Raw genomic sequence first — 26,987 nt, forward strand, 5'->3', positions numbered from 1 at the left:
GGCCACGTGAGGTGGCGTCAGATGTGCCGAAGATACCTCTGAGGTGCGTCCAGGAATGACCGCCAGTTGGCAACAAGATCAAGATCTTCCCAGTCGCGTGCCCGCAGGCCCCAAGGCCCGACTTCCAGGATCCGGGCGCCCGGAAGGGCCGCCAGAAGAGGTGAGTGCGTGGACATGATGACCTGGGAATCTCCGTGGGACAACAGGTCCTTCAGAACACTGAGAAGGCTGAGGCAACCGCTGAACGACAAAGCCGACTCGGGCTCATCGAGCACCCATAATCCGTGTCCCTTGAATCTGTCCAGCGCCAATTCCAGGAATGATTCGCCGTGGGACATGTCGTGGAATGGGATGTCCCCGGATGTGCTCGGGTTCATCTCGAGGTACGTGAAGAATCCGTGCATGGTTTCGGCCCGCAGGAAGTACCCACGCCGGCTGGCACCGGCATTCCGGACAAGCTGCAGGTGATCGGCGAGGACGGATTCGCTGGACCTGGTGGTGTGCCGCGCGCCAGTCGAACCGCCCTCCGGCGACAGACCGTAGGCCAAGGCGATGGCTTCCACCAGCGTCGATTTTCCGGACCCGTTCTCGCCAATCAGGATCGTGGCGGCGGTCAGATCGAGGCCCTCATCAAGCACCTGGGTAACAGGCGGCAGCGCTGCCGGCCAGCGACCGCGATCAAGAACGTTTGCTGGGTCCTCGGCAAGCCGCCGGATTGGATAGGTATGGAGGGGCATGCGCCCATTCTTGCAGTCACCGAATCTTCGGCTAGCGGACCACCCGATATCGTACGTGCGTCACGAGCCCGGTCCCCCGTACGTCCACCGGCTCCAGGCGGACGTCCCCGACTCCGTCCAGCAATCGTTCGCCACCGCCGAGAATTACGGGCGAGATGTGGAGCCTCAACTCGTCCATCAGCCCCGCCGAGAGGAACTGCCGGGCCGTCTGCGCTCCGCCGGCGATGGCCACGTTCTTGCTGCCGGCAGCTTCCCGGGCACGGTCCAGTGCAGCCTCGATACCGTTCGTGACGAAGTGGAACGTCGTGCCGCCCTGCAGCTCCAAGGGCTGCCGCTCATGATGGGTCAGGACGAAGACGGGTGCGTGGTATGGCGGTTCCTCACCCCACCACCCGCGCCAGTCCGAGTCCCAAGGGCCGGGGCCGGGCCCTGCGTACATGTTCCTGCCCATGATGTAGGCGCCGGCTTCCAGGATGCCAGCCACCTCGGCTGCGTTGGCTTCACGTTCTTCGAACTGCCAGCGGTGCAGGCTTTCGCCGCGCTCCCCCAGCGGCTGCTCCAGAGACTGATCGGGGCCGGCAACAAAGCCGTCCAGGGACACGGTCAGATCGCACGTGACTTGGCTCATGCGCCCATCCTGCCATCCACCACGCTGGCCGTATAGAAAACAGCTGAGGCTTGGACCCTAGGCGGAGGAACGCACGGGTCCTACGCTGAACCTGTTCACCAGCGCGAAGATGCGAAGAGAGGGCAGCCATGGCACGGGATCCAAAACCCACGTTGGAGCAACTGAACATCCTCGTCGGCGAATGGGAAACGTCTATTCCGGGCAGGGAAATCTCCGGCCGGACGACCTTCGAGTGGCTCGAGAGTGGAGGCTTCCTCATTCAGCGCTCCACGGTCCAGCACCCCGACTACCCCAACGCGGTCAGCGTCATCGGCGCCACCGGCTCGGACGGTGCGTTCCAGCAGCACTATTTCGACTCCCGTGGCGTAGCGCGGATCTACGACATGACGCTCAAGGACAAGTTGTGGACCCTTTTCCGGGATGGACCGGACTGGCCTCAGCGCTTTGTTGGCCGCTTCAGCGAGGATGGCACCACCATCACTGCGCGCTTGGAGCGGGGCAGTTACCCCGGTGGACCGCTGGAACACGACTTTGACATGGTTTACAGGCGCCTCGCTTAACCCGAGCACTACCCAATAACTCCACCTCATTTACAGATCCCCTGCCCGGTGGGAACATAAGCCCCATAGTCCGCGGAGGCATCGCCCGGCCACGCCCGGCGCCGTCAGCTGCAGCTATGTAGTCAGCTCTCCTCTGAGAGGAACGGCCATGGGTCGTCTGGGGACCGGGAACAGTGGGGATGCGGGTACCGAACCCGCCAGTGATCCTTCACGCCACCGGGGCAGTGGCATCGAAAAAGTCGACGCAGTGGTGGTTGGTTCAGGCTTCGGCGGTTCCGTGGCCGCACTTCGACTGGCCGAAGCCGGGCAGTCCGTTGTGCTCATGGAACGCGGCAAACCTTACCCACCCGGCAGCTTCGCGCGCTCGCCGTCCGAGATGGGCAGGAACTTCTGGGATCCGGACCGCGGCCTGTACGGGCTCTTTGACGCCTGGACATTCCGTGGCACTGAGGGACTGGTGTCCAGCGGGCTGGGTGGCGGCTCACTCATTTACGCCAACGTGCTGCTGCGCAAAGACGAAAAGTGGTTCGTCAACGAGTCACCCATTCCCGGCGGCGGGTACGAGAACTGGCCCTTCACCCGGGCAGATCTCGAACCTTACTACGATGCCGCCGAAGCTATGCTCCAGCCTGTCCCCTACCCGTACAAGGACACGGCCAAAACCGTGGCCATGGAAAAATCGGCCGCGAACCTGGGCCTGGCCATCACCCGCCCGCCCCTTGCCATCACGTTCTCCAGCAGCCCGACCGCGGAACCGCGGACCAACCATGCGCTGCCCCTGCCCGGCTACGGCAGCATCCATGGCCCCGACACTGTGCGGACGACGTGCACGCTCAGCGGTGAATGCGACATCGGGTGCAACGCCGGCGCCAAGAACACCTTGGACCACAACTACGTCTCAGCCGCGGCCTTCAAGGGCGCCGATGTGCGCACCTTCCATGATGTCCGCGGCATCCGGCCGCTGGATTCCGGAACGCCGGGCAGCGGTTATGAGGTCCGGTACGTTGTGCACAATCCGGACCACCACGGCGAACTCCTCACCGAGCGCATCATCCATTGCCGCAGGCTCATCCTGGGCGCAGGTACGTTCGGCACCAACTTCCTGCTGCTCCGCAACCGCGGGTCCCTCCCGGCACTCAGTGACGCCTTGGGCACCCGGTTCAGCGGCAACGGCGACCTTTTGACGTTCATCATGGGCGCCAAGACTCCCCCTGCCAACGGCTCGCGTCCCGGCGTCCGAACGCTGGCCGGCAGCCGAGGGCCGGTGATCACCACAGCGATCAGGGTTCCGGATTCGAACGACGACGACGGCGATGGCCGCGGCTACTACGTGGAGGACGCCGGGTATCCGGCCTTCATGAACTGGCTCATCGAAACCGCCCAGTTGGGAACCACCATCAAACGCACCGCCAGGGTCGCGGGGCAACTCTTCAAGGACAGGCTGTTCGACTCCGGCCGTTCCAACGTCTCGGCCGACCTCGCCGCAGCCCTGGGTGACGGCCGTCTATCGTCCAGTTCGGTGCCTTTGCTCGGCATGGGCAGGGACATTCCCGACGGCGTGATGACCCTTCGCGACGGCAGGCTCGCCATCGCCTGGACCATGGCCACGTCCAAGGAATACTTCGGCCGCGTCCGCGAAACCATGGAGTCGGTTTCCAAAGACCTCGACGGCGACTTCATTGACAACCCGCTGTGGTGGGCCAAGCGCGTCATCACCGTCCACCCGATCGGGGGCGCGCCGTCCGGCCGGCACCCCGGGGAGGCAGTCTGCGATTCCTATGGCGAGGTGTTCGGGTACCCGGGGCTGTACGTGGTCGATGGAGCCGCTATGCCCGGTCCAGTGGGCGCCAACCCGTCCTTGACCATCGCCGCGTTCGCGGAACGCACGTGTGCCCACATCGTCGAGGACGCGGACAGGGCGGGCCACAGAGGCATCAGACCCGAAGATGCGCAGGCCCCGGGCGAGTCCAGCGGAAAGGCGACCGTTGAGCGCGAGGCGGCAGGCGCCGTCGTCGACGTCAGTGCGTCCGCTCCGCGCGCTCTGGCACCGGACGCTACCAAAGGCAAGGCGGCGCCCGAGGAACAGCCTGCGAGCGCCGTCTCCGAAGGGTCCGGGGTGCGCAGTCGCGGCCTGGGGGTGCCTGGCGCTCAAAACAAGGATGCAACGTCCGTGCGGTTCACCGAACAGATGCACGGTTGGTTCAGTCCCGGCATCACCGACCCGGAAAAGGGCCGGAGCCTGGGGCGGGACCGAAGCCGTCGGATCATGTTCGAGCTGACCATTGTTGCCGAGGACATTGACGCGTTCGTTGCCGACCCGAACCACCCTGCCAAGACCGAGGGCTATGTCTTGGCGGACTACTTCGGCGGCCGGATGCCGGTGGAGCGTGGCTGGTTCAACCTGTTTGTCGAGGACACCTCCGACGACGGCGCACCAGCCAGGCGCATGCTGTACCGGTTGTGGCTGCGGGACCCAGGCGGAACGCCGTTCACGTTCACCGGGCACAAACTGATCCACAACGAGGCAGGCTTCGACCTTTGGGCGGACACCACCACCCTGTATGCGACCATCCTCAAGGGGCACGTTCCACCGGAGGCCGGGCTGCCGGCCTCCGACGACACCGGCCATGAGGGCGTCGTGGGCGCCGGCATCCTTTACATCAGGCCTCTCGACTTCGCCAAGCAACTCACCACGTTCCGCGCCGAAGGCCCAGCCCCCGTTGCAGGATTGGTGGCCTTCGGGAAGTTGTTCGGTGGCGAACTCCGGCAGGTCTACGGTGCGGGGCTCAAACGTATCCCGTTCCCTTTCAAGCCGAAGCAATGAAAAGCTGGGAGCTCGCGAAACACCACGCCGTCCTGGGTTTCACACCCCAGGCGGCGGTTCGTTGGCTCTCACCCATGTCGCTGGCCAGGACTGCGCTGAAGGTCGCGGCGGCCACCGTATTCGCCGATTTTGGCGATAAGCGTGAGCTTGAGGGCAGCTTTCCCGCCGATCCCCTGCGCTTGGATAACCTTCCCGTCCAGGGCCAGCCGGCGCAGCCCCCGGTCAGCAGCCGGGGCCTGCCCTCGCCTGCCGGGCTTCAGGACGAGCGTGCAGCCGGGTCGGCACCGGCGGACATGTGGCTCGACTTCGCGGCCGACCTCGGCGACGGCTTCGATGCCACGTACACGGTGGCATCCCTGCTGGCCCAGGACACCCTGACCGTGGACGGACATGAGCTCCCCCGCGGCAGGATCCTGGTGCTGGGAGGGGACGAGGTCTACCCTGTGGCTTCCCCGGCGGCCTATGAGAACCGGATGGCCGGCCCGTACCGGACGGCATTTCCGGCCCACCCTCGACGGGATCCCGTACCCATCATGCTTGCGCTTCCCGGCAACCACGATTGGTACGACGGCCTCACCTCCTTCGTCCGGATCTTCACCAGGCAACGGAGCATCGGGGGCTGGCGGACCATCCAGACGCGCAGCTACTTTGCCGTCCGGCTCACCGGAGCCCCTCCCGGGCCGGGCCGCGGCGGCACGCCCGGCTGGTGGCTGTTGGGCCTGGACAGTCAATTGGGTCAGTACATCGACGAGCCGCAGCTGGATTACTTCTACCGGAACGTCACCCTTCAATTGCAGCCAGGTGACGCGATCATCCTCTGCGTGGCCGCCCCCTTCTGGGTTGACGCCGCTGATCCGGGCCTAGGTGAGTTCCGCCAGGCAAACTTCTTCGAACAGGACTACCTGCGCCGGCGCTTCAACCCTGAAACCGGCATGTTCGAAGCCACCGGTGCCAGCGTCCGGCTGTGGCTCACCGGCGACCTCCACCATTACGCCCGCTACGAGGACTCCCACCCCGGAGAGGACTCCCACGGCCAGCACCAGGCACCGGATCCAGGCAAGACCCAGATGATCACCTGCGGGTTGGGCGGCGCCTACCTCTCGGATACACACGGGCTGCCGGAGGACATCGTCCTTCCTGCCCCGTCGGCGGCTCCCGGCGAGTCCTCCAACGGCGAACACACGGGGCTGACGGGCACGGGGGTGCCAGGCCCTGAGCCCACAGCCGCAGCCCGAACGTTCACCCGCACACCCACCACCTTTCCGGGCCAAGGAGATTCCCGCCTGCTCGGCCCGCAGCTGGCCAACCCCGTCTCGCAGTTCTGGCTCCCCATCCGCAACCCCGGCTTCGGATTGTCGCTCGGCATAGTGCACGTGGTGGCCGCCCTGACTCTGTGGACCGTCTTCAGCGCCTTCCGCGGCGAGTCGTTCGTGGACAGCCTGCGCAGCCTCACCCGCGGCAACACCTGGTTGTTGGTCCTCGTCCTGGTCCTTGCCCTTCCGCTGGTGCTGGCCGTCGCCTCCACGCTTGCCCGCTGGCTCGGAGTGGCCAAGGCAGGCATCGTCGTTTTTGTCCGGGGCGCGCTGTACCAGCTGTCAGCGCTCGCGGTGAGTGCCGCCGTCGTGATCCTGGTTCCCTGGCCAGGAGGCTGGCCGGACTTCGTGATCCTGGTCCTGGCCCTGGCGCTGGTGCATCTGGGTGGCTGGGTGCTCGGCAGCGAGGCCTTTGCCCTGTACATCCTGGCGACGCCCAGCGGAGAGGTGTCCTCCTGGAGGATGTCCGGCCAGGCAATCGAGGACCATAAAGGCTTCCTCCGCATCCACCTCGCACCCGACGGCGACCTCACCGTCTACCCCCTCATGGTGGACACAGTCTGCCGCGATTGGCAGCTGGCAAGCAGCGACGACGGCGCGCGCCTGGTTCCGGTTACCGGCCTGCCCGGCGTGCGGCTTCTTGAAGAACCCATCACCATCGCACGGACCATCGCCATCACACAGAAGGGAAGCACCCCATGATCATCACCCGTGCCGAGCACAGGACTGAGGTCATCCCCCTCCGTGCCCGGGACAACACACCGCTCAGCCTCGTCCACGTCACGTCGCCGGCGGAAGCCACAAAGGGTCCCGTGATACTGGTCCACGGCTCAGGCGTCAGGGCTGAGCTGTTCCGGCCCCCGGTCAAGACCACCATCGTAGACGTCCTCCTCGAAGACGGCTGGGATGTGTGGATGCTGAACTGGCGGGCTTCCATCGACCTCGATCCGCTGTCCTGGACGCTCGCCGACGCTGCCGTGTACGACCATCCTGCCGCCGTCGAGCACGTCCTGAACGCGACGGGCGCGGAGACCATGAAGGCTGTGATCCACTGCCAGGGATCCACATCATTCACCATGTCCGCCGTGGCCGGACTCCTGCCGCAAGTGGACACCATCGTGTCCAATGCGGTGTCCCTGCACCCGGTGGTTCCGGCGTTCTCCCGGCTCAAGATCGACTACCTGACCCCTGTGGTCAAGGTCTTCACTCCGTACTTGTCACCAGCGTGGGGGTACAAGTCGCAGGGGTACTTCACCCGGGCCATCCGGGGCCTGGTCAAAGCGACGCACCATGAATGCGACAACACCGTCTGCAAGATGGTCAGCTTCACCTACGGCAGCGGCCGCCCGGCCCTCTGGTCCCATGAAAACCTCGACGACGCCACCCACCAGTGGCTCAGCGGAGAGTTCGCGGAGGTACCCGTGACCTTCTTCGAAGAAATGGGCCGCAGCATCAAAGCCGGGCACATGGTGGCTGCCGGCGACCATCCGGAACTGCCGGACAACTTCGTCGCAGAGGCTCCCCAGACCGACGCGAGGTTCGCTTTCATCGCCGGCCTGGACAACCTGTGCTTCCTGCCCGAAAGCCAGCAACGCACCTTCGCGTTCTTCCAAAAGCACCGCCCCGGGAAGGACTCACTCCACCTCATCCCCGGCTACGGCCATTTGGACGTCTTCTTCGGCGACCACGCCTGGCAGGACACCTTCCCAGTCATTGTCAACGAACTCAACGGAACCCCAGCAATCAGCCCAGCCCAGGAGCCAACACCATGAAAAACCTCACCGAGCTGGCCACACCCTTGCTTAAACTCCTCCCGTCTCCGGTTCCACGGCGGCAGGAGCGGCTCCGCGGGCAGCATGCTTTCGCGGATGGGATCAAGTACGTCATGCCGGTCAATTCCGATGACTCGCCCGTACTGATGGCGGCCTTCCCCATCAACAAGAAAGCCGCGGCCGCTGCGCTCCCCGGTTCCGAGATGCGGCCGTTCAGTCTCGGCGGCAAAGGCTTGTTGGTGGTGACGGTGGTCAACTACAAATCCACTGACATCGGGAAGTACATCGAATACTCCCTGGCCATCGCCATCACCCACGGCAGCCGCCCAGCCCCGCCCATCCTCCCGCTGCTGTTCCAAAAGACCTTCAAGCTGGGTCAGTTCGTGGTGGACCTGCCCGTGAGCTCCGAAGTCTCAGTCAAGGGAGGCAAAGGGATCTGGGGAATGCCCAAACACCAAGCCAACCTGGACTTCGTGGTCACGGACTCCTCGGTCTCCGCACAGTACGACAAGGACGGCCAGTTGGGCTGCTACATCGAGATCGAACGGCCCGCAGCGCCAAGCGCAACCCAACTGCCACTCAAACTCGCTGCCTCAAACTACTGTGTCTTCCGGAACATGCTCTGGAAATCGGACATCTACTTCGAAGCCACCGGGGACATCGCCCTCGGAGCCCAAGCCAAGGCGCGGCTCATCCTCGGTGACGCGCCCGGCGTCGAACCCTTGAAAAAGCTGCAGGTAGAAAGCAAACCGGTGTTCACCGCATGGTTGCCGCAAGCCCACGGTGTCCTGGACGACCACTACGAAGCCTGGTTCCTCACAGCCCCCACCCAGCTCGAAGCCGCAGCGCTGCGCGGCGGGGACATGATGGACAGCGTGGTGGATTTGGGCCAAGGGCAGGAATGGCTGGCCCCGCCGGACCGCAGCCGGGTACAGGGCGGTGCCCAATGAACTGGCTCCTCCTGATCAACGCCCTCTACTTCCTCTTCGGCGCCACCATGTACGTCGGCACCATGTGGGTGCTCAAGTTCTTCCTCTACCCCACATGGGAATCATTGGCCCGCGACAACGTGGACATGCACTTCGGCATCCCCACGCGTGCGGCCACCAAGTTCTTCACCATCGTGGTGCCCATCATGTTCATCTCCGGCGGCATCCTCGTCTGGTCCGAATGGGGCAGCATCCGCGTCATCCCCGCCATCATCTGCCTGCTGGGAATCATCGTCCTGACCTGGGTGGGCCAAGGCATCATCATCCCCATCAACGTCCGGATCCGTGGCGGCGACTTCGCGGACGATACCGAACTGCGCACCCTGCTCAAACGCTGGATGATGCTCAACGACATCCGCTTCTACGTATCCACCCTCACCTGGGCCGCCATGGTGTGGCTGCTGGTGGACCGCGGCCGGCTGTTGGAGTCGTTCGCGTGACCGCGCACCAGCCCGGTCACCCCGCCCGATCCCGCCGGCCGCACCCTCCCGGCACTCTCGCCTGGGCCCTCGCTGATCCACTTCGAGCAGCCCTCGCAGTCATTGCCATCATCACGGTGCTGACCGGTGCCATCCAGGTTCCGTTCGGCGGACCGGTCCTCCAACTGATCGGCGCCGGCTCCACCCCCGAAACCCGCCAACTCTTCGGCACCGTGGGCATGTTCATGGTCGTGGTCGGCGGACTGCTCCTCCACACCCTGCTCAACACCGTGCCTTCCCCGGAAGTGGTGCTCTGGTCCGGCCTGCAGAAAACCGGCGCCTTCGGAGCCGTGGGCATCGGCGTCCTCAACGGCGTCTTCTCACCCTTGGCCCTGCTAGTCGCCTTCTTCGACCTCGCGACGGCGATACTCCTGTTCATCTATTGGCGTCGCATCAGTGCGGCACCAGCGAACGCCGGGCTGGCAGGATGAAGCGCACCGTGAAACGCTCGCTGGTCCTCGCAGGTGGCGGTATGCGGGTGGCCTGGCAGGCCGGCGTGGTGAAGGCGCTCGCTGAGGAAGGCCTGGAATTCCACCATGTTGACGGCACCTCCGGCGGGATCCTCACGGCCGGCATGCTGCTCTCAGGAGTGTCGCCTGAGGAGATGTGCAACCGTTGGTCGGGGGTTGACGTCAAGGACTTCGGCTCGGCATTGCCTGTGGGTGACTATCTCAAGGGGCCGTGGTCACTTCCTGCCATCGGTGATGCGGACGGCATCCTCGGCAAAGTCTTCCCGGCTCTGGGCATCAACGACGCAACCATCCGCGCCCGCGCGGCTGAACCGGGCGCCGTCGAAGGTTCCTTCAACGTAGTGGAGTTCACCGAAAAGCGCTGCCACGCACTCGACGCCACGGTCATTGACGCCGGGCTCATGGCGGCGGGCATGTCGTTGCCCATCTTCCTGACACCCCTGCGACGGGACGGGAAGATTTGGACCGACGCGGTCTGGGTACGGGACGCCAACGTGGCCGAAGCCCTGCAGCGGGGTGCCGACGAAGTGTGGCTTGTCTGGTGCATTGGAAATACGCCGTACTGGGGCGATGGTCCGCTGGAACAGTACGTGCACATGATCGAAATGAGCGCCATGGGGGCGCTCTTGGCGGATTTCGAGGTTGCCGCAGCTGCCGGGCGCGAGTTTGTGCTGCATGTGGTCCGGCCACGCCACCCGCTTCCGTTGGACCCGGAGTTCTACTTGGGCAGGATCGACGCCGAGACCCTGATCGGGATGGGTTACCGGGATGCCCGCGCCTACCTTGAATCAATGACTGACGCCGGAGTGGCCAAGGATGCGAGCTGCACTGCGATGACTGAACCGGCACCGGGAGTCCGCTTCAACGACACCCTTCGCGGCGACCTGGACGGTTCTCCCGTGACGCTCAAGGCCACAGTGGTCCTTCCGTCTGATCCCGGCGATGAAGCGCCTCAGCTCACCGGATACCTTGAGCACCCACGGTTCGGGCGGGCGTTCCTGGCAGGCGGCCGGGTGGAGGTCATGGGGGACGACGTCACGTACCGTGCACGGGTAAGGCTCGACGGCGGGTGGCAAAGCGTCGCCGTGACGCGCACCTTGCGTGACGACCCGGGTCCGGATGCCTGGGCGGATACGCGGCGTGCCCGGCTGGAAGTTGGTGGGCTGGTTGCCGACCTCAGCATGAGCCTGGCCGACGCTGCAGGGCTCCTGGCCTCCCTCGAACCGGTGGGCGCCCACGGACTCGTGGACCGTGCGGGGGCAGTGGCCGGCTTCGCTGGGAACGGTTTCCGCGAGCTGCTCCGCCGATACTGAGGGTCATGGGCGGCCGAATGTGACGCACGTTATTACCGGCTGGTAAACACCACGCTACGGATACGCCAAAGATGGCAACAGCGGGGAAACACCCGCGAAAAACCGGCCCAATACGCTGATGATCAACAGCAGGTCATATGAGCGAAAGGGCCAAACATGTCCGCCACCCCGTCCGCACCTTCCCTCCACATCGTCATCGCAGGCGCAGGCCCCGCCGCCCAGGCTTTGGTGCGGCGACTTGCCGGAAGGTCCGACTCCCGGCGACGCGCGTTCGACGGAACCATCACCGTGCTCAGCAACCGTGACGAATGCCCGGACGCCCTGCTTGAACTCGCTGAACTCCCCCAGGTCTCGGTCCGCTTCGGCCAGCCGGCCAGCTTCATCGACGCCGACTCAAAGATTGTCACCACTGTGGACGGCATGGAGTTCGCTTACGACCAGCTGGTCATCGCAACAGGCTCCGCCCCGGTCCTGCCCCCGGTGGCGGGCGCCGAATCCAGCCTGAGCTACTCCACTATCGACGACGCCGCAAACATCGGCGAAGCAGTCAAGGACGTCACCCGGATCGTCGGCCGACGCCCCTTGGGGATCCTCGTAGGCAACGGACCTGCTGCTGGCCAGGCTGAGGCCGTGCTGCGGGCACGCGGGGTCCGTCCCGTCCGCACCACCCTCCGCCCTGCCGCCGTCGTAGCGTCTGCTGCTGGCTCCCCGCTCCCGGCAACCGGCATCCTCTTCGAGGATGGCAGCAGCATGAACGGAGACCTCGTAGTCATCGCCGAGGAGCGCACTGCACGCAACGATCTCGCCGAGAGCGCCGGCCTCCTGGTAGCGTCCGACGGCGGCATTGCAGTGGGGCGCGACCTCGCCACCTCCGTTCCGGGTATCTGGGCAATCGGCGACGCCGCGTCCTGCGACGGCCTTCGCCTTGGTTTGCTTCTCTCCGCCGAGTCTTCGGCGATGCTGTGCGCTTCGGGCATGCTCTTGGGTTCGCCGGGCTTCGCGGATCTGCAAGCGCCCCTTGCAGCATGATCCTTCTCGGCTGGAAGTCCCTTTCCTCACCGAACCACCGCGGGCGACTTGTCCCGGTACCGCACCCTACGGCCAACCCGGCGGGATTGCGGTGAACTCTCCGGGGGCGTAATGCTCGAACCTGTTGGAGTCGCCGACGGTTCCGCTATCACCCCCGGAGTTGTCACCGCGGACGTGCGAGAGCCCTGTCTATAACCCGGCAAGGCTGGGGCTTTCGACCGGTAGCTGTGTCCCGTGGGTGTGGTGGTTTCCAGGGTGTGTCTGTCGCCGGGCATGGTGTTGGCGCTCCAGCCGGCGGATCTGGTCGATCAACCCACGGCTACCGACACCAAGGTGGACGGAACGCAGGGCCGCCAAAACATCCCCAACCGCCGCAGTCGCTGCAGTGGCCGCAGTGGCCGCCTGCCCTCTCCAAATCCGCTCCATACCCCAACTCTTCCAGCCATCCCGGACCATCATCAGGGCCGACTTTGCCTATGTGGACAAACCCCAAAAGCCCTCAGGCCATGTGGCAAGATGGTCCTTTGACGGGCAGTGACAACCCTGCGGCCACCGGGCCGGCCACGCCCAGCACGGAAGGATCCCATGAGCAACCAAGCCGTCGCCCCTGCGAACATCGCCTCCTACATCGACCACACCCTGTTGAAGCCGGAGGCCAGCGAGGCCGACGTCCTCAAGGTGTGCGCCGAAGCCATCGAATACCAGTTCAAATCAGTGTGCGTGAACCCGGTCTGGGTCAAAACCGTCACCAAGGCCCTCAAAGGTTCCGGTGTGCTGACGTGCTCGGTGATCGGCTTCCCCCTGGGTGCCACGCCCAGCGACGTCAAGTCCTTCGAAGCACGCGGAGCTGTGCTTGATGGAGCGGACGAGATCGACATGGTCATCAACATGGCCTCCGCCCGCGCCAACGACAAGGGTGCGCTGGTGGATGACATCAAGGCCGTGGCCGAGACAGTCCACGCCGGTGAAGCCATCCTGAAGGTCATCATCGAGACGTCAATGTTGAACGATGAGCAGAAGGTCATCGCGTGCCAAGCAGCCGTGGAGGCAGGGGCGGACTTCGTAAAGACGTCCACCGGATTCAACGGCGGCGGCGCCACAGCAGAAGACGTTGCGTTGATGCGCAAGACCGTTGGACCGGACTTGGGCGTCAAGGCCTCCGGTGGAGTGCGTTCCCTCGCCGATGCACAGGCTATGATTGCTGCTGGTGCAACACGTATCGGAGCGAGTTCCGGAATTGCCATCGTCAAGGGTGAACAAGGTTCATCTGCCTACTGAGGCTTCCGCAACCGCCAGAGATTTTTGAGCCCCGCGGGGCCGAGGAGGAACGAATGTCCAAGAACGCAACAAGCGCCCCCATTGAACGTGAGAACAACCTGGGCACAAGCATTGTGCTGTTCGTGGTCATGTTCGTGCTCTTCCTGGGCGCCATCTACTCGCTGTCCTTCCTGAGCCTCGAGAACCCGTGGCCGATGGCCGTCTGCCTGGGCCTGTTCGCTCTGGCTTTCTGGATCCCGCAGACCATTCTTGGCCGCTCTGATTCCGCGGGCGAAAGCTAAATCCTTCACATGTCGGGAAACGGTTCAGGCTGCTGCCTGGGCCGTTTCCTTTTAACCCGCTTTAACCCGCTTAACTCGCCGGAAACCCGCGCAGGATAGGGTGTTGCCATGAAATCAGCGGTCCCCAAGGTTGCCTTGCTGGTAGTGGCATTGGCCGCGGCAGGCCTCGGCGTGGCCGTCGTCGCGGCGAAACCCGGCGCCGTCGACCCTAACCCGTCCTACTGCAGCGCTCCGGGCAGCCAAGCCACCCACGTCGAGAAGTTCACAGTCAACGGCTACCTGGACCCGGAGGACACCTCCAAGTCCCTCCAGCAACTCATCGACGCCGCATCCAAGGACGGTGGCGGCATCGTAGAACTGCCTGAGGGAACGTTCACGCTGGGGCGTCCGCTGGTCATCAAGAGCAACGTGGCCCTCAAGGGTACGGGGCAAGCCACAGTGCTGAAAGCGGGGCCGGGGTTCCTGAAAACCAAAGGACCCTTCGGCGGGCACCCGCTCATCACCACCAACGGGGCGCAGAACGTCACCATCTCCCACCTCACTGCAGATCAAAGCGGCGGGGAATTGGACGGCAACACCTCGGAACGGCTCACTGAATACCTGGTGGACGTGCGTCACACCACCAATGCGTTGGTGGAAGATGTCCGGACCCGGAACCCCTTTACCTACTCCATCGCGGTGGTCGCCAGCAGCAACTTCTGCATCCGGAACAATGACACGCTGGTGACCAGCAGCGGCACATACGATCAATTGGACGGCATCCACATCACCGATTCACACGGCGGCATAGTGGAAGGCAATACTGTCGATCAACGCCAGGGAGACGACGGCGACGACGGCCTCGTGGCGCAAACCATTGGAGCCTCGGTCTACGACGTCACCTACCGGAATAACAAGGTCCGCGGCGGATCGCACGGTTCTGGAATGCAGTTGGCGGTGGGAAAGCACGAGATCTACAACATCACGGTGGAGAACAACCGCTTCTGGGAATCCCCCAACGGCGTCAAGATCGGCTACTACGACGGCAACGCCGCTGTTCATGACATCGTGGTCAAGAACAACTCCGTCGTTGATACGCCAGGACCGTGGCTGGATTTCCAAGGGGACCTGAGGAACATCACGGTGACGGACAACGTCTTCTGCCAGAGCGGGGCCTTGAAGCTTGGCGATGCTCCCGGCAATGTTGTGTCGAACAACCGCGAAGGTTGCTGACCACGGCCGGCCTGTCAGCTACTCAAAAAGCCGGGACGAAGTAGGTCTCCGCCTTTACCGGAACCTCGCCAGTGGGAAAAAGTGCATCCGCCTGGGTGCCGTATTGCCGGATCCTGGGCGGCTTATTGGCAAGGCCCTGATCCCAGCTCCACGGGACGTAGCCCAGTTGTGCCAAGCGCCGTGCATCCGGTTCGGCCTCGAGGTCGTAAGGGAAATCCGAGTACAGCACCAGGTTCTCCGGATGGGCCATGCCGGCTTCCCGGGTGATGAGGTGGTCCACGTGCTTCCCTACTCCCACAGGGCAGAACAGCAGCTCGGCCCCGGTCAGCCCCATCAACCCAGCCACATCGGTGCGGAGTTGGCCGATGAGCTCCTGGTCTCCCCTCGCGATCCGTCCCAGCGCGATGTCGAACCTGTACGTGGGATATCGGTGCGTCATTTCCGGGAGAAGCCTGTCCCAAGCACTGCTGCCAAACCGGAGGGCCCGGCGTCGGCGGAACAAAGCGTCCACGGCTCCCATGTGGATCGATTGGACGCCCATGTCTTCCAACACTGCCCTGTCTTCGGCTTGACGGGCGGCAAACAAATGCCCGGCATCCTTGACCGCGCATTGGTTCATGAAGGACTTCGCGGCCCGTGTGTGCGGCCCCGGCGACGCTTCAGTGAACAAGGTTGCCACAATCACTTCGCGGCCTTGGGCCTGGGCCTCCATCAGCGCACCGCAGGACAGGACGGCGTCGTCCAGGTGCGGCGAAAGGAAAAGCCACGGCGCATCGCCTGACAAGGATCGATCGATTCTGGATTGCTGGGGCAAGACGGTGCCTTCCTAACGGACGATGTGCGGTAGCGCCGCGGGGCCTTCAACCTGGGCTTCAAAAGCAGCGGGATCAGCTATCGCGGCACGGTATGCCGCACCCTGCAGCGTTGCCAAACGGTCCCAGTTGTAGCCGGCCGCGAAGGCCCGGCCCTGCGCACCGACGGACTCCAGGCCGGATTGGGAGTACCGCGCCTCGAGCTCCCGGGCGAGGGCGCCGACGTCGAACGCGTCCACCAGCCAGCCCGCACCCTTCGGGACAATCTCCCGAAGGCAAGGAATGTCGAAGGCGATGACCGGCGTGCCGGTGGCCAGCGCTTCGATGGCCACCAAGCCGAAGGTCTCCTGCCGGGACGGGCACACCACCAGTCGTGCACGGCTCAAGGCCTGGAACTTGGCATCTCCGGACAGCCAACCAAGGAGCTCCACACGGTCCGCAAGTCCGGCGTTCGCAATGGCTGCGCGCAGTGTCGCCTCGTCGGGGCCGGTCCCTGCAATCAACAGCTTTCCGTCGATTCGCCGGCAGCATTGTGCCCAGGCCGCCAGCAGCAGGTCTAGGCCCTTGCCGGTGAACTCCAGCCGGCCTAGGCAAAGGATGTCCTGGCCAACCGTTGGCACAGGTTTCCAGGCGGCAGGGTCCACGCCGTTTCCGATCACGTCCACGTGGATGTCCGGGTTCAGGGCGGTCAGCCGGTCCGAAATTCCCTGCGAGACGGCGATGCACCGCCGATGACGCCTGACTCCGAACCGTTCCAACCAGTGCAAAGGAAGCCTGTATTGCCGCGCTTTCTCACGGGCGTGCAGCCACTGAACCACGCCAATGGTGGGCCTTTTGGTCCACAGCGGGGCGGCCATGGTGGAGAACGGAGCGAAGAAGTCCTCCACCACAAGGTCGGCGGCGGCGCGACGTTTGCGGGCTTCGAACGGCAGGCGGACAACATACCCCAGCAGGCGGGTCACACGCGTGCTGCCCTGCCCGAAGCCGATCGGTACGTAGTGCACCCCGTCTTGAACCCGCTCCCGCCACCCCGGATAGCGTGTAGTCAGCACGGTGATCCGGAACCCGTCGGCTGCGAGGCGGCGATTGATCTCATGGGTCCTCACCGATCCCCCACCGGCGCCGGGCATGCGGGGATCCTCAAAACCCAGATGCAGGATTCTCATGGGTTCACCGTTCCGTCTCGTAGGTTTTGGAGGGCGTGCCCGTGCCGTCGGCAGCTCCGGCGCTGAGTTCGGCAGGTGGCACAAACCAGAGCGTGGTGGCACCGTTGGTGGGTCCCTCGGCGCTGAACACGGGTGTTGCGTGCTCCTTGAGCCATGTCAGCATCTCGGGCCTCGCGTAGCCGTAGCCCTGGCTTGTGGGGTGTGACTGCGTCAGGATGTAGCTTGCCCCGGCTCCCTGCATCAGGGGCGCGGACGGCCAAACACCAAACCGTGGATCGTCGGCAAAAGCGAACTCACCCGTGCTGTTGGTGACACTTACCCGGGCCTCCTGCGGGAGGTTGGTTTTGACCCACTCCTTGACCTGGACAAAGCCGTTGTCCACCGTCAGTGCGGTCCGTACACCCTGTACCACGGTCAAGGCCACGAAGCACAGGCTGGCGACGGCCAGGAACGTCCGTCCCCGCACCCACCTCTCCCGGAGCTCAACCACCACAAGGACCGAACACAGTACCCCGGCGATCATGACGCCATACCCGTACTGTTCCTCGAAGGTGCCAAACGCGGCGCTGTAAGCCCCGGCAGCGCCCAAAGCGAGGCCGGCAAGACCAATCAGTCGCCGGTCTGCCCGGTGGCTGAAGCACAGCATCGCACCGGCCAAGGGGCACAGGGCCAGCAGGAGGTAGCTGGTGCCAAAGTGTCCGCTCTGTTCGACCAACCTGGTGACGATGTCCGGTGAACCTTCTGCGGTGAAGCCCGTACTCTTTTCCAGTCCCGATGCCCGCAGCAAGCCGCTGGTCTTCGCATCGATCCAATCCGGCAGGTGGGCTTGCGAAGCCGCCACGGCCAGGTACGTCGCGTACGGCACGGCCGCTGCAGGAATCACGACGGCAGCCTGCCGCCATGGCAGGGTCCGCTTCCAGATCACGGCGACTACGACGGGACCAACTGTGCAGATGACGAAGAAGTCCTTGCACAGGACGGCGTATCCCAGCAGGAGTCCAGCCCCGACCAGCCGCAGGATACCGGGCAGCCGCAGGATACCGGGCAGCTTCCCCGCCGCCTGGCGCGGGCCAGTCAGCACGAGGAAGCCAGCGAGCACGAAGGCCATCGCCGCCGTCTCCAGGAACGCATGGCTGTTATTCCGCAGGATGAAGGGTTCGAAGGCCAGGACCACCGCGGTGAACCATGCCGCCGTCGTGCTTGCAAGCCTTCTGACCAGAAGGAATCCCAAGCCAACGGTGATTGCCCCCAGGGCGGCGTTGAGCCAGCGCAGTTGCAGCACTACTTCCACGATGTCGCCGGAGATTCCAAAGAGCTTGATGGCTCCGGCCTCCAGTAGGAAGAAGCCCGGTGGGTGCAGGAAGAACGGGCCGTCCGGCAAGGTGGGAACCTGGCCTGTCGTCAGCGACTCGCCCAGACGGACGTAGAGCAACTCATCCACCCACATCTCAAAGCCGCGCTCCAGGCCAAAGGCCCGCACCCCAAAGGCAGCAGCGGACACGGCAACGAAGATTGCCGCCGGACTGGAAACCACCCGGACCATGGTTGCTGCCAGCACGCTGTTGAAAGGCTCCTGGGACGCGGACCGCCGGCCAGCCCGGGAACGCGCCCCGAACCGCCGTCGAAAGGGTCCAATGCCCAGCGTTCGCGGCAACAAACCGCGCTGATGGGCCAGCACAGCCAGCCCGCTGATGGTCGCAAGGACCAGCCACACGAAGGGCTGAAGTTGGCTGGCGACGGCAAGGACCAGCAGCAGGGCGGCAGCGCCGCCCATGAAGCGTCCGGCGCCCTTCACCGGTCCAATGTCTGTGAGGACCGGCCATGAAATGAGTGTCATCACCAGCGCTGCAAGGACAGCCCCGATCGCAGAGCCCATGGCCAGGCCACTGACCGCAGCAAGGTGCCACCCCACCCAGAGCCCTGCCACTACAAGGAGGCAGGCGCAGGCCAAGCCGGTTTGGCAGCGCCGGTATGCCCGCAGCGCGAGCAGGATCGTGGCCAGGACAGTGAGGACTGCGTAGCCCAAACCGGCGGCCGCAAGCCAGGGCAGGAGTTCCAGGGAGCCATGATATTTCTCCGGAATGATCACACCGGCAAAAACATGGGGGGCGGTGGCGATGATGGCGAACGCCACCACGGCGAGCTGACTGAAGGAAGCGAAGGCGGCAGCGAGTACTTGGCGGACATTGGCGCCGCGGCGGCGGAGCAGTGGAAACGCCACCAACGCGGTGCCCGCCGCAACGTAGACCGGGCCCTTGGCAATAGTCGCCAGCGCCTGAAATCCTGCGGCGGCGGAACCTTCGTCCAGGAACGCCACCACCACCACATCCACGCCAACCAGAACCGACACCACGCACAGGACGGACGCGATGTCAGTGGTCTCAGCCCACCGCCATCGTTGCCGCAGGACACCCGGGCGCCACTGGAGGTCCCGGTAAAAGGACCAAGGAACAACCACCAGTGCCAGCGCACCCACCGCGAATCCAAGGATCGCGCCCACAGCACCCCAGGCAAGGACCACCACCAGGAGGCTGAACACCAGCCTCAGGAGCACTTCGCCGATGGTTGTCAGCGCGTACCACTTGAATCGCAGCTCACCCTGCAGCCAGCCCGACGGCGCCGCCATCAGGAAGATGGCCAGCGAACCCAGCGCTACAGCAGCAGCAAGTGCCGGCGTAGCGAAGGCCAGCGTCAGTGCGCCGGTCGTCACCGCGGCAACGATGCCCGCGATGAAGGAGACGAACACCGAGAAGGCCATGCCGTCCCTGCGCCCCACCGACCCTGCCGGGTGGACGGCCACAAAGTGGGAAAGGGGAAGGGGAACGAGCGCGGAAGCGACGATGCCTACGACACCCAGAAGCATCGCCCCGGCCGCGAACTGCGTGTAGTCCGCCGTGCCCAGCATGTTGGCCATCAGCAGTGTGCAGGCGTAGCTGATGACCCCCACCAAACCAGCTGCTACGGAAAGGAAGCCACTGTTTTCGGCTACTTTGGCGCTGGCGCCGCTGTCCGTTGGCGATGCTCTTTTCGGCCCACGGCCCGGGGTTGGTCCTGGTTTCCGCTCCGGTAGCTTCACAGGAGTGGCGTCTGCCTTCGTATCGGGTGCGCGCAAAGTGTCAGTCATTTTTCCCCCTCGAATTCCCCCATGGACTGGTGTCCGCTACATGCCCTCAACGGCGTCTGCAGGTGTAAACGTGCTTCCAGGACCGGCCAGGAGCGTGCTCCGGCCCACGGCACGGAGTTCGGCTGATACAACTCCAATGCGCCTCATGATGGCGAAGGCCTCGAATTCGTCCCGGCCCTTCATCAGCACGGACACCCGCCCTTGGTTTTCGGAGACCTCGTCGGTTGGCCGAAGGATGGCTTCCAGGTTGGCGCCGGCAGGCATGTCAAAGTGCACCAGCGTGGACATGTCCGATGACGAACCGCCGGCGTCGACGCCTCCGCGACGCAAGGCTCCTTCTTCCATGAGCACCCCGGCGAGCAGGGCTGCGCTGCGATCCCAGGTGAAGCAGCGTGCCCAGTCCTGGCACCTGGCCGACATCCCGCCCGCCTCACGCTGTTCGGAGAGTGTCTCGAGGGCAGCCACCAAGGCGGGCCCGAACTCGGCAGCCGTGTCCACCAACCAGCCCGTGCTCCCGTGAACCACCGAGTCCCGGATGCCTGGGACGCGCAGCGCCAGGCACGGAACACCCCACGCGGCCGCCTCAATCACCGAGCAACCCCAGCCCTCCGAGGCCGACGTCGAAACGGTGAGCCAGGCTCTGTTCAGCAGGCTGTTGCGGACGTGGTTGGGTTGGTAACCGTGGAATGTCACGATGTCATCGAGGCCCAGGTCCATGGCCAGTTGCTGCAAACGCGGCCGCTCGGGACCATCGCCCATTATTTCCAGGCGGAGTTTGGGTACGCTTGCCGCGGCAATGGCAAACTGGCCCAACAGCAGGTCCAGCCGTTTGTGCGGTACCAATCGACTGACGACGGCGATGGTCGGCTCGGGATCGCGGGGGCCAACGGTCTGGGGCACTTCGATGGTTCCGTTCGGAACTACGTGGATGGCACCGGGGAACCCGAGCTTGCGCAACTCCAGCCGGGTGGATGGCGATACCGCGGCAATAGCCCGTCGTCCATAGACTGCCTTGGCCCCTGTACTTTCGAGCAAGCGGCCCACGGCGGCCATCGGAGCCGAAAAGCGGGTGCGGAATTGTTCCTGGTGGACATGGTGAATCAATTGAACGATGGGCATTTCCCGGGGCAGGAACAGTGGCGAAAAGAACGGAATCCCGTTTTGGCAATCAATAACGGCGTCGAACCGGTTGCGCGTACGCAGCATTCTGAGGGCTGCTTTGCCATACAGGGACAAGGGGCCGCCCGAACGGACCACTCGGATGCCATCAATGACGTCCTCGGCGGGCTGATGATCTTCACGGCCGGTGAACCACGTCACTTCGGCGCCGAAATCGACCCAACGACGCGATATTTCGTGCATGTATTGTTCGGCTCCCCCGGCCTGGGAGTGCCTGATGTCACGCCAGTTCAGGACGAGGATCCGTTGACCGGCCAATTGTGCCGGGAGGCCGGCATTTACCAAGGTTTCGGTCACGGCATCGCCTTTTGTAGTTGGAGAACTGAGGCAAAACTGGAAATTCCGTCTTTGAACGGCCGGAAAGTAGACGCTGCCACATCCGTCCAGGCCACGGGTAATTCAACAATCCGGGCCCCTTGGTGCTGGAGCCGGAGGAGCAGTTCAACATCGAAAGCAAAACCGGTGGTGCGGCACTGGACCATGGCTGCCGTCAGTGCGGCCCGTTCGAAAAACTTGAAGCCGCACTGCGTATCCCAAATGCCTTTAACCTTCGATTTGGTCAGCACACGAAAGGCTGTTCCGCCTACCCGGCGTCCCAGTTGTTGAGGTTGGACAAAGGTGGAACCTGGCGCGTGACGGGAAGCAATGACCGCGGAGGCGCCCTCTTCCAAGTGGGCCATCGTCGGGATCAGTGTTTCAAGCGGTGTCGCCAGGTCAGCGTCAAAGAAGCCCGTGTACTTGGACGTTCCGCTGAGCAGGCCCCTGCTGACTGCCGCCCCTTTTCCGCGGCGTGAACACCCCACCACGGAAATAGGAATTTCGTTTCCTTTGTCGCGGGATATCCTGCGGACTACTGCGCCCGTTTCGTCTACGCTGCCGTTGTCCACCACCACAATCCGGGAAGACCACGGCTGCCCGGCCAGGAAATCGACTGCTTGCATGAGCGTTCCGGGAATTCGGGCAGCCTCGTTATAGGCAGGAATAACCACTTCAAGGTCTACGTGTGAACGCCGAAGCGAATCGGTCCCCTGCCGGGCTTGAAAACTCCCCCTGCTGCCTGTATGGATACTGTGCGAGTGGAGCAGATCCATCTGAACCTCCATTTAGTCAAACAATTTGACGTTGAGGTCCAAGCTATTAGGGGTTCTACTCGGAAGGCACGAGTAGTCACTACTCGAAATCTCAGGGAGTAGCTCTTGGTCTGGCAGCGGAGTACGCAGTTTTAGCAGCAACCCACTACTTGTAGAGGGCCATTTCAAATATTCCACCGATGTTACATACGCCTCACTGCAGGTGCGGTAATACTAGGCCTGCTGCACCCCTAAGGCAAGGGAAGAACACCGCCCAAAGCGGCCAGAACTCCGGGCCAATGCTGTTGGGCAAGCGTCCAGGCCGAAGCAATCATGCCCACCATGGCATATCCACTGACAGGAATAAGGACCAGCCATTCACGGCGCGAACCAGCCCGCCCCAACAGCGGAATGGAGAAGGCGCCGTTTGCCCGCCAAATTCCACTAATGAAGGATTTGCGGAGAAATTTTGGCGGTTTGATGACAATTGGCCACAAAAGTGGGACTCCGCCCACGGTGATCATGTCCCCTACGATGTGCACCACAACACCGGTCAGCATGGACAACGGCAACCATCCCCACTGATCGGGCGCAAACCAGGTCACCAGTCCGGCCATCACCAGGGCGAAAAGCCAATTGGTGATCCAGCCGGACTTGGGAAACAGGTTCAAGGCCTTGGCGGCAAGGTTGATCATGAACATGCACAGCAGCCCTGCACCCACGGAAAGCTTGCCCACCGGGGTTACCATCTGGAACTGTGCGGCCATGGCTGCGAGCACCACGAAGGCTGAGGCGCCCAGCAGGGAGTGCGTGCCCTGCCGGTGCCCGCCGCTGGCCTTCTCGATTCCGACGGCGATCGCGTTCGACAACGGCGGCAGCGAATTCGCGATCGTGCTGTGCCGGTGGTCCCAGTCGCAGACCAAGGCTGTTCCCGCCGTCGCCATGGCTCCGATCAGGATGCCGGTGGAATCCAGCGGGTACCAGCCCAAGGCGTACGGGCCGGTCGAGGCAATAGCTATCCACGCCGCGGCTCCTGACGCGGCGTGGTGTCCTCCCATCATTCGGTTAGCCAGCCTTCACGGGGACGTCGGTAAAGATTGCTTCGATGACGTTGTTGGCCCACTGCAGGATTTCGGCGTCCTGGAGATCCCGTCCACCGATCCGGGCAGTCTTGGGCTTGGGAATCAGCACGGAGTCCAAAGCAGGCTTGACCTGCGAACCCGGGTACATGCGGTTCAGGCGCATGGTTTTGGATTCGGGCAGTTGCGCCGGCGAGAAACGGATGAAGTTGCCTTGGAGCGCGACGTCGGACAGGCCGGCTTCGCGGGCACCCACCCGGAAGCGTGCCACGGCAATGAGGTTTTGGGTGGGCAATGGCGGCTCACCGTACCGGTCCACGAGTTCAGCAAGGACCTCGTCGATGGCTTCATAGGTAATGGCCGCGGCGAGCTTACGGTACGCCTCCAGGCGCAGCCTTTCGCCGGGCACATAGTCGTGGGGCAGGTGGGCGTTGACGGGCAGCTCGATCTTCATCTCGGCAGCCTTCTCCTCGGCCTCGCCTCGGTACTCGGCAACAGCCTCGCCAACCAGCCTGATGTAGAGGTCGAACCCCACGCCCTGGATGTGGCCGGACTGCTCACCGCCCAGCAGGTTTCCCGCACCACGGATCTCGAGGTCCTTCATGGCCAGCTGCATGCCGGCGCCCAGCTCGTTGTGGGCTGCCACGGCCTTGAGGCGTTCCAGAGCTACCTCGCCCAGCGGCTTCTCGGACGGGTAGAGGAAGTAGGCGTAGGCACGTTCGCGGCCACGGCCAACACGTCCACGAAGCTGGTGGAGCTGCGAAAGCCCGTACTTGTCCGCGCCATCCACAATCAGGGTGTTGGCGTTGGAGATGTCCAGGCCGGTCTCGATGATGGTGGTGCACACCAGTACGTCGAAGCGCTTCTCCCAGAAGTCCACGATGATTTTCTCAAGGCGGCTCTCGGACATCTGCCCGTGCGCTACTTCCACCCGCGCTTCCGGGACCAGCTCGCGGATCTGCGCTGCGATGCGCTCAATCGAGGAAACCCGGTTGTGGACGAAGAACACCTGTCCCTCGCGCATGAGTTCGCGGCGGATGGCGGCCGACGTTTGCTTGTTGGTATACGGTCCCACGTAGGTCAGGACGGGGTGCCGTTCCTCCGGAGGCGTGGCCAGGGTGGACGTTTCCCGGATGCCGGTGAGGGACATTTCCAGGGTTCGCGGAATCGGCGTGGCGCTCATGGCCAGCACGTCCACGTTGGTGCGCATCTTCTTGAGCGCTTCCTTGTGCTCCACTCCGAAGCGCTGCTCTTCGTCCACGATGACCAGGCCCAGGTCCTTGAACTCAAAGTCCTTGGACAAGAGCCGGTGCGTGCCGATCACCACGTCCACGGCGCCGCTCTTGACGCCGTCGGCCGTTTCCTTGGCTTCCTTGGTGCTTTGGAAGCGGGACAGTGGTTTCACGCGCAGCGGGAACCCGGAGAAGCGCTCCGTGAACGTCTCGTAGTGCTGCTGGGCCAATAGCGTGGTGGGCACCAGGACAGCCACTTGCTTGCCGTCCTGGACGGCCTTGAATGCTGCACGGACTGCGATCTCGGTCTTGCCGTAGCCCACGTCTCCGGACACGAGCCGGTCCATGGGGATCTCCCGCTCCATGTCCGCTTTGACCTCGTTGATGGTGGTCAACTGGTCGGGCGTCTCCACATAGGGGAAAGCCTCCTCGAGTTCGCGCTGCCAGGGGGTGTCCGGGGCAAAGGCGTGGCCTCGGGATGCCATGCGGGCGGAGTACAGCCGGATCAGTTCGCCGGCGATTTCCTTGACGGCCTTGCGCGCCTTGGACTTGGTGCTGGCCCAGTCCGCGCCGCCCATCTTGCTCAATGCCGGGGTGTCCCCGCCGACGTAGCGTGTCACCTGGTCCAGTTGGTCTGTGGGCACGAAGAGCCGGTCACCCGGGGCGCCGCGCTTGGACGGCGCGTACTCCAGGACCAAATACTCGCGCAGCCCGGCGTCCGAGGCTGACGTACCTGTGACCTTGCGCTGGATGAGCTCGACGAACCGGCCAATGCCGTGCTGCTCATGCACCACGAAATCGCCGGCGTGCAGCTGCAGCGGGTCCACGGCGTTGCGACGCTTGGACGGCATGCGCCGCATGTCCTTGGTGGAGCTGGCCGTGGCGCGACCCAGCAAGTCCGCTTCGGTCAACAGGCCCAGTTTGAGGCCGTCCAGGACAAAACCACGTCCGACGGCGGCGGTGGTCACCTCGATGATTCCGGGCTGGGGTTCCTTATCCAGGGACTCAACGCGGGAACAAGGAATGTCGGCGTCGTGGAACAGCTCGGCCAGGCGTTGGGCGGGCCCGGGACCATCGGTTACCACCACCACACGCCACTGTTCGCGGACGCGGGAGCCGATGAACTCCAGCATCTCGGCCACTTCGCCCTGGTAACCACGCGGTTCACGGGCCCGCATGTTGAGGACGTCGATATCCAGTACCAGGTCCTCGTCCGAGGCGAGCGAGGTGATGGACCACCAGGAAACGTTGTGCGCAAGGGCGGCGGAGCGGGTGTCGGTGAGGGACTTGAAGCTGGCGGCATGCAGATCCGTGGAAGCCTGGGACGACAGGTCAAGGGGCGCCGCACCGCCGTCGGACGCTGTTGACCACGCAGCTTCGAGGAACTCCTCGTTGGTCGCCGCGAGATCGTGCGCACGGGTGCGCACCTTCTCCGGTTCGATGACCACGGAAAGCGAGCCTGCCGGTAGCTGGTCCACGAACGGGACCATGGCATCCACCAGCACCGGAGCCAGCGATTCCATGCCCTCAACAGCGATGCCGCCCGCGATCTTCTCCAGCATGTCCGCTGCGGCAGGCATGTCGGCCTTCAGCTTCGAGGCACGGGACATCACGGAGGGCGTGATCAGGATTTCCCGGCACGGCGGGGCATGCAGTTCCGTGGGGTGGTGGATCCCGGGCGCGGACAGCGAGCGCTGGTCGGCGACCGCGAACCAACGCATCTGGTCCACTTCATCACCGAAGAACTCCACGCGGATCGGGTGGTCCTCGGTGGGCGGAAAGACGTCAAGGATGCCGCCGCGGACCGCGAATTCGCCGCGGTGCGTCACCATGTCAACGCGGGCATAGGCGGCGTCGGACAGGGCGCGGACGACCTCCGTGAACGAACGTTCCTGTCCTACCTGCAGTGTCACCGGAACAAGGTCGCCGAGACCGGCAACAATGGGCTGGACCACAGCGCGGACCGGGGCCACCACCACGCGCAACGGGGCCGCCGTCGACGTTTCAGGGTGGGTCAGGCGGCGCAGGACGGAGAGCCTGCGGCCAACGGTGTCCGAGCGCGGCGACAGCCGCTCATGCGGGAGGGTTTCCCAGCTGGGAAAGGTCGCTATGGAGTCCGCCGGAAGATAGGAGCCCAGCGCGGCTGTGAGGTCCTCGGCTTCGCGGCCGGTTGCGGTAACGGCGAGAACCACGGGAGTGCCGTCCTGGGAAGCCAGGGCATCTGCCATTTCCGCCAGCAGGACGGCGCGCATGCCCGTGGGCGCGCTGATCTGGTAGTCGGTGTTGCGGTCGCTGAAAGGCCGCTGTGCCTCCGTTCGGACGCGCGCGAACGTCTTGTCCTCCGCCAATGCGCGGCGCAGACCGTTGAGGCTCATGACAGAAACTCCTAGGGTGGGTCCAAGGGCAGGCAACACAAATGCCCGGAAATTCAGATGAACGC

21 protein-coding genes are annotated in these 26,987 nt (G+C 64.2%); 12 read left to right on the forward strand and 9 right to left on the reverse strand.

The genetic code is table 11. The features are described from left to right. Positions 1 to 17: 17 nt before the first annotated feature. Positions 18 to 737: an AAA family ATPase gene (locus ACSSVG_RS02690; RefSeq protein ID WP_492417139.1), complete on the reverse strand. Its 720-nt coding sequence runs from the start codon at positions 735 to 737 to the stop codon at positions 18 to 20. Between the two features lie 31 nt (positions 738 to 768). Next, a complete protein-coding gene (locus tag ACSSVG_RS02695; protein ID WP_492417140.1) occupies positions 769 to 1,365 on the reverse strand; it encodes a dihydrofolate reductase family protein in 597 nt (198 codons plus the stop codon). Between the two features lie 128 nt (positions 1,366 to 1,493). On the opposite strand from ACSSVG_RS02695, the gene ACSSVG_RS02700 reads away from it, so the two are divergent. The 12 genes from ACSSVG_RS02700 to ACSSVG_RS02755 all read left to right on the forward strand — a co-directional run bounded on the left by ACSSVG_RS02700 (position 1,494) and on the right by ACSSVG_RS02755 (position 14,885). Next, positions 1,494 to 1,925 carry a hypothetical protein gene (locus tag ACSSVG_RS02700; protein WP_492417142.1) on the forward strand — a complete coding sequence of 144 codons (432 nt, stop codon included), beginning with the start codon at positions 1,494 to 1,496 and terminating at the stop codon, positions 1,923 to 1,925. Positions 1,926 to 2,073: 148 nt separating this feature from the next. Continuing rightward, positions 2,074 to 4,749, forward strand: a complete 2,676-nt coding sequence (locus ACSSVG_RS02705) for a GMC oxidoreductase (protein ID WP_492417143.1) — start codon at positions 2,074 to 2,076, stop codon at positions 4,747 to 4,749. Beyond that, positions 4,746 to 6,764 (forward strand): hypothetical protein, encoded by a 2,019-nt coding sequence (locus ACSSVG_RS02710; protein ID WP_492417145.1) that lies wholly within the window; start codon positions 4,746 to 4,748, stop codon positions 6,762 to 6,764. Before ACSSVG_RS02705 ends, ACSSVG_RS02710 begins: the two co-directional genes overlap by 4 nt. Further along, positions 6,761 to 7,834 (forward strand): alpha/beta fold hydrolase, encoded by a 1,074-nt coding sequence (locus tag ACSSVG_RS02715; RefSeq protein WP_231338683.1) that lies wholly within the window; start codon positions 6,761 to 6,763, stop codon positions 7,832 to 7,834. Before ACSSVG_RS02710 ends, ACSSVG_RS02715 begins: the two co-directional genes overlap by 4 nt. Continuing rightward, positions 7,831 to 8,784, forward strand: a complete 954-nt coding sequence (locus ACSSVG_RS02720) for an acetoacetate decarboxylase family protein (RefSeq protein ID WP_231338684.1) — start codon at positions 7,831 to 7,833, stop codon at positions 8,782 to 8,784. Before ACSSVG_RS02715 ends, ACSSVG_RS02720 begins: the two co-directional genes overlap by 4 nt. Beyond that, positions 8,781 to 9,263 carry a hypothetical protein gene (locus ACSSVG_RS02725; RefSeq protein ID WP_492417147.1) on the forward strand — a complete coding sequence of 161 codons (483 nt, stop codon included), beginning with the start codon at positions 8,781 to 8,783 and terminating at the stop codon, positions 9,261 to 9,263. Before ACSSVG_RS02720 ends, ACSSVG_RS02725 begins: the two co-directional genes overlap by 4 nt. Beyond that, a complete protein-coding gene (locus ACSSVG_RS02730) occupies positions 9,260 to 9,733 on the forward strand; it encodes a hypothetical protein (RefSeq protein ID WP_231338686.1) in 474 nt (157 codons plus the stop codon). Before ACSSVG_RS02725 ends, ACSSVG_RS02730 begins: the two co-directional genes overlap by 4 nt. An 8-nt stretch (positions 9,734 to 9,741) precedes the next feature. After that, complete coding sequence (locus ACSSVG_RS02735) at positions 9,742 to 11,085, forward strand: patatin-like phospholipase family protein (RefSeq protein ID WP_492417149.1); 1,344 nt, start codon at positions 9,742 to 9,744, stop codon at positions 11,083 to 11,085. 156 nt (positions 11,086 to 11,241) lie between these two features. Further along, a complete protein-coding gene (locus ACSSVG_RS02740; protein WP_492417151.1) occupies positions 11,242 to 12,114 on the forward strand; it encodes an FAD-dependent oxidoreductase in 873 nt (290 codons plus the stop codon). Between the two features lie 585 nt (positions 12,115 to 12,699). Further along, positions 12,700 to 13,392, forward strand: a complete 693-nt coding sequence (deoC, locus tag ACSSVG_RS02745; RefSeq protein ID WP_159697802.1) for a deoxyribose-phosphate aldolase — start codon at positions 12,700 to 12,702, stop codon at positions 13,390 to 13,392. 53 nt (positions 13,393 to 13,445) lie between these two features. After that, positions 13,446 to 13,673, forward strand: coding sequence for a hypothetical protein (locus ACSSVG_RS02750; protein ID WP_231338691.1), 228 nt, complete (start codon positions 13,446 to 13,448; stop codon positions 13,671 to 13,673). Between the two features lie 108 nt (positions 13,674 to 13,781). Further along, positions 13,782 to 14,885 (forward strand): right-handed parallel beta-helix repeat-containing protein, encoded by a 1,104-nt coding sequence (locus tag ACSSVG_RS02755; protein ID WP_492417153.1) that lies wholly within the window; start codon positions 13,782 to 13,784, stop codon positions 14,883 to 14,885. A gap of 22 nt (positions 14,886 to 14,907) precedes the next feature. Here ACSSVG_RS02755 and ACSSVG_RS02760 read toward each other — a convergent pair whose 3' ends face one another. The 7 genes from ACSSVG_RS02760 to mfd all read right to left on the reverse strand — a co-directional run bounded on the left by ACSSVG_RS02760 (position 14,908) and on the right by mfd (position 26,922). Next, positions 14,908 to 15,699, reverse strand: coding sequence for a PIG-L deacetylase family protein (locus ACSSVG_RS02760; protein ID WP_492417155.1), 792 nt, complete (start codon positions 15,697 to 15,699; stop codon positions 14,908 to 14,910). 12 nt (positions 15,700 to 15,711) lie between these two features. Further along, the gene (locus ACSSVG_RS02765) at positions 15,712 to 16,863 is read right to left on the reverse strand and encodes a glycosyltransferase family 4 protein (RefSeq protein WP_492417157.1); all 1,152 of its coding nucleotides are present in this window, start codon (positions 16,861 to 16,863) and stop codon (positions 15,712 to 15,714) included. 4 nt (positions 16,864 to 16,867) lie between these two features. Continuing rightward, positions 16,868 to 19,987 (reverse strand): oligosaccharide flippase family protein, encoded by a 3,120-nt coding sequence (locus ACSSVG_RS02770; protein ID WP_492417158.1) that lies wholly within the window; start codon positions 19,985 to 19,987, stop codon positions 16,868 to 16,870. A 36-nt stretch (positions 19,988 to 20,023) separates the two neighbouring features. Then, a complete protein-coding gene (locus ACSSVG_RS02775; protein ID WP_492417160.1) occupies positions 20,024 to 21,463 on the reverse strand; it encodes a glycosyltransferase family 4 protein in 1,440 nt (479 codons plus the stop codon). Continuing rightward, on the reverse strand, positions 21,460 to 22,257 hold the full coding sequence (locus ACSSVG_RS02780; protein ID WP_492417162.1) for a glycosyltransferase: 798 nt from the start codon (positions 22,255 to 22,257) through the stop codon (positions 21,460 to 21,462). The genes ACSSVG_RS02775 and ACSSVG_RS02780 overlap by 4 nt, the downstream gene beginning before the upstream one ends. A gap of 230 nt (positions 22,258 to 22,487) precedes the next feature. Further along, positions 22,488 to 23,297: a metal-dependent hydrolase gene (locus ACSSVG_RS02785; RefSeq protein WP_231338698.1), complete on the reverse strand. Its 810-nt coding sequence runs from the start codon at positions 23,295 to 23,297 to the stop codon at positions 22,488 to 22,490. A gap of 4 nt (positions 23,298 to 23,301) precedes the next feature. After that, positions 23,302 to 26,922, reverse strand: coding sequence for a transcription-repair coupling factor (gene mfd / locus ACSSVG_RS02790; RefSeq protein WP_492417164.1), 3,621 nt, complete (start codon positions 26,920 to 26,922; stop codon positions 23,302 to 23,304). Between the last annotated feature and the right edge of the window lie 65 nt (positions 26,923 to 26,987).

The organism is Paenarthrobacter sp. E2MeOHC11 (assembly GCF_058744955.1).

What these genes read in the sequence shown, in the direction of transcription:
- ACSSVG_RS02725 (WP_492417147.1), top strand. Translation starts at nt 8,781, where the DNA reads ATGAACTGGCTCCTCCTGATCAACGCCCTCTACTTCCTCTTCGGCGCC.
- ACSSVG_RS02770 (WP_492417158.1), bottom strand. Translation starts at nt 19,987, where the DNA reads ATGACTGACACTTTGCGCGCACCCGATACGAAGGCAGACGCCACTCCT.
- ACSSVG_RS02780 (WP_492417162.1), bottom strand. Translation starts at nt 22,257, where the DNA reads ATGGATCTGCTCCACTCGCACAGTATCCATACAGGCAGCAGGGGGAGT.
- ACSSVG_RS02755 (WP_492417153.1), top strand. Translation starts at nt 13,782, where the DNA reads ATGAAATCAGCGGTCCCCAAGGTTGCCTTGCTGGTAGTGGCATTGGCC.
- ACSSVG_RS02695 (WP_492417140.1), bottom strand. Translation starts at nt 1,365, where the DNA reads ATGAGCCAAGTCACGTGCGATCTGACCGTGTCCCTGGACGGCTTTGTT.
- ACSSVG_RS02740 (WP_492417151.1), top strand. Translation starts at nt 11,242, where the DNA reads ATGTCCGCCACCCCGTCCGCACCTTCCCTCCACATCGTCATCGCAGGC.
- ACSSVG_RS02720 (WP_231338684.1), top strand. Translation starts at nt 7,831, where the DNA reads ATGAAAAACCTCACCGAGCTGGCCACACCCTTGCTTAAACTCCTCCCG.
- ACSSVG_RS02715 (WP_231338683.1), top strand. Translation starts at nt 6,761, where the DNA reads ATGATCATCACCCGTGCCGAGCACAGGACTGAGGTCATCCCCCTCCGT.
- ACSSVG_RS02705 (WP_492417143.1), top strand. Translation starts at nt 2,074, where the DNA reads ATGGGTCGTCTGGGGACCGGGAACAGTGGGGATGCGGGTACCGAACCC.
- ACSSVG_RS02700 (WP_492417142.1), top strand. Translation starts at nt 1,494, where the DNA reads ATGGCACGGGATCCAAAACCCACGTTGGAGCAACTGAACATCCTCGTC.
- ACSSVG_RS02710 (WP_492417145.1), top strand. Translation starts at nt 4,746, where the DNA reads ATGAAAAGCTGGGAGCTCGCGAAACACCACGCCGTCCTGGGTTTCACA.
- ACSSVG_RS02690 (WP_492417139.1), bottom strand. Translation starts at nt 737, where the DNA reads ATGCCCCTCCATACCTATCCAATCCGGCGGCTTGCCGAGGACCCAGCA.
- ACSSVG_RS02765 (WP_492417157.1), bottom strand. Translation starts at nt 16,863, where the DNA reads ATGAGAATCCTGCATCTGGGTTTTGAGGATCCCCGCATGCCCGGCGCC.
- deoC (WP_159697802.1), top strand. Translation starts at nt 12,700, where the DNA reads ATGAGCAACCAAGCCGTCGCCCCTGCGAACATCGCCTCCTACATCGAC.
- ACSSVG_RS02785 (WP_231338698.1), bottom strand. Translation starts at nt 23,297, where the DNA reads ATGATGGGAGGACACCACGCCGCGTCAGGAGCCGCGGCGTGGATAGCT.
- ACSSVG_RS02750 (WP_231338691.1), top strand. Translation starts at nt 13,446, where the DNA reads ATGTCCAAGAACGCAACAAGCGCCCCCATTGAACGTGAGAACAACCTG.
- mfd (WP_492417164.1), bottom strand. Translation starts at nt 26,922, where the DNA reads ATGAGCCTCAACGGTCTGCGCCGCGCATTGGCGGAGGACAAGACGTTC.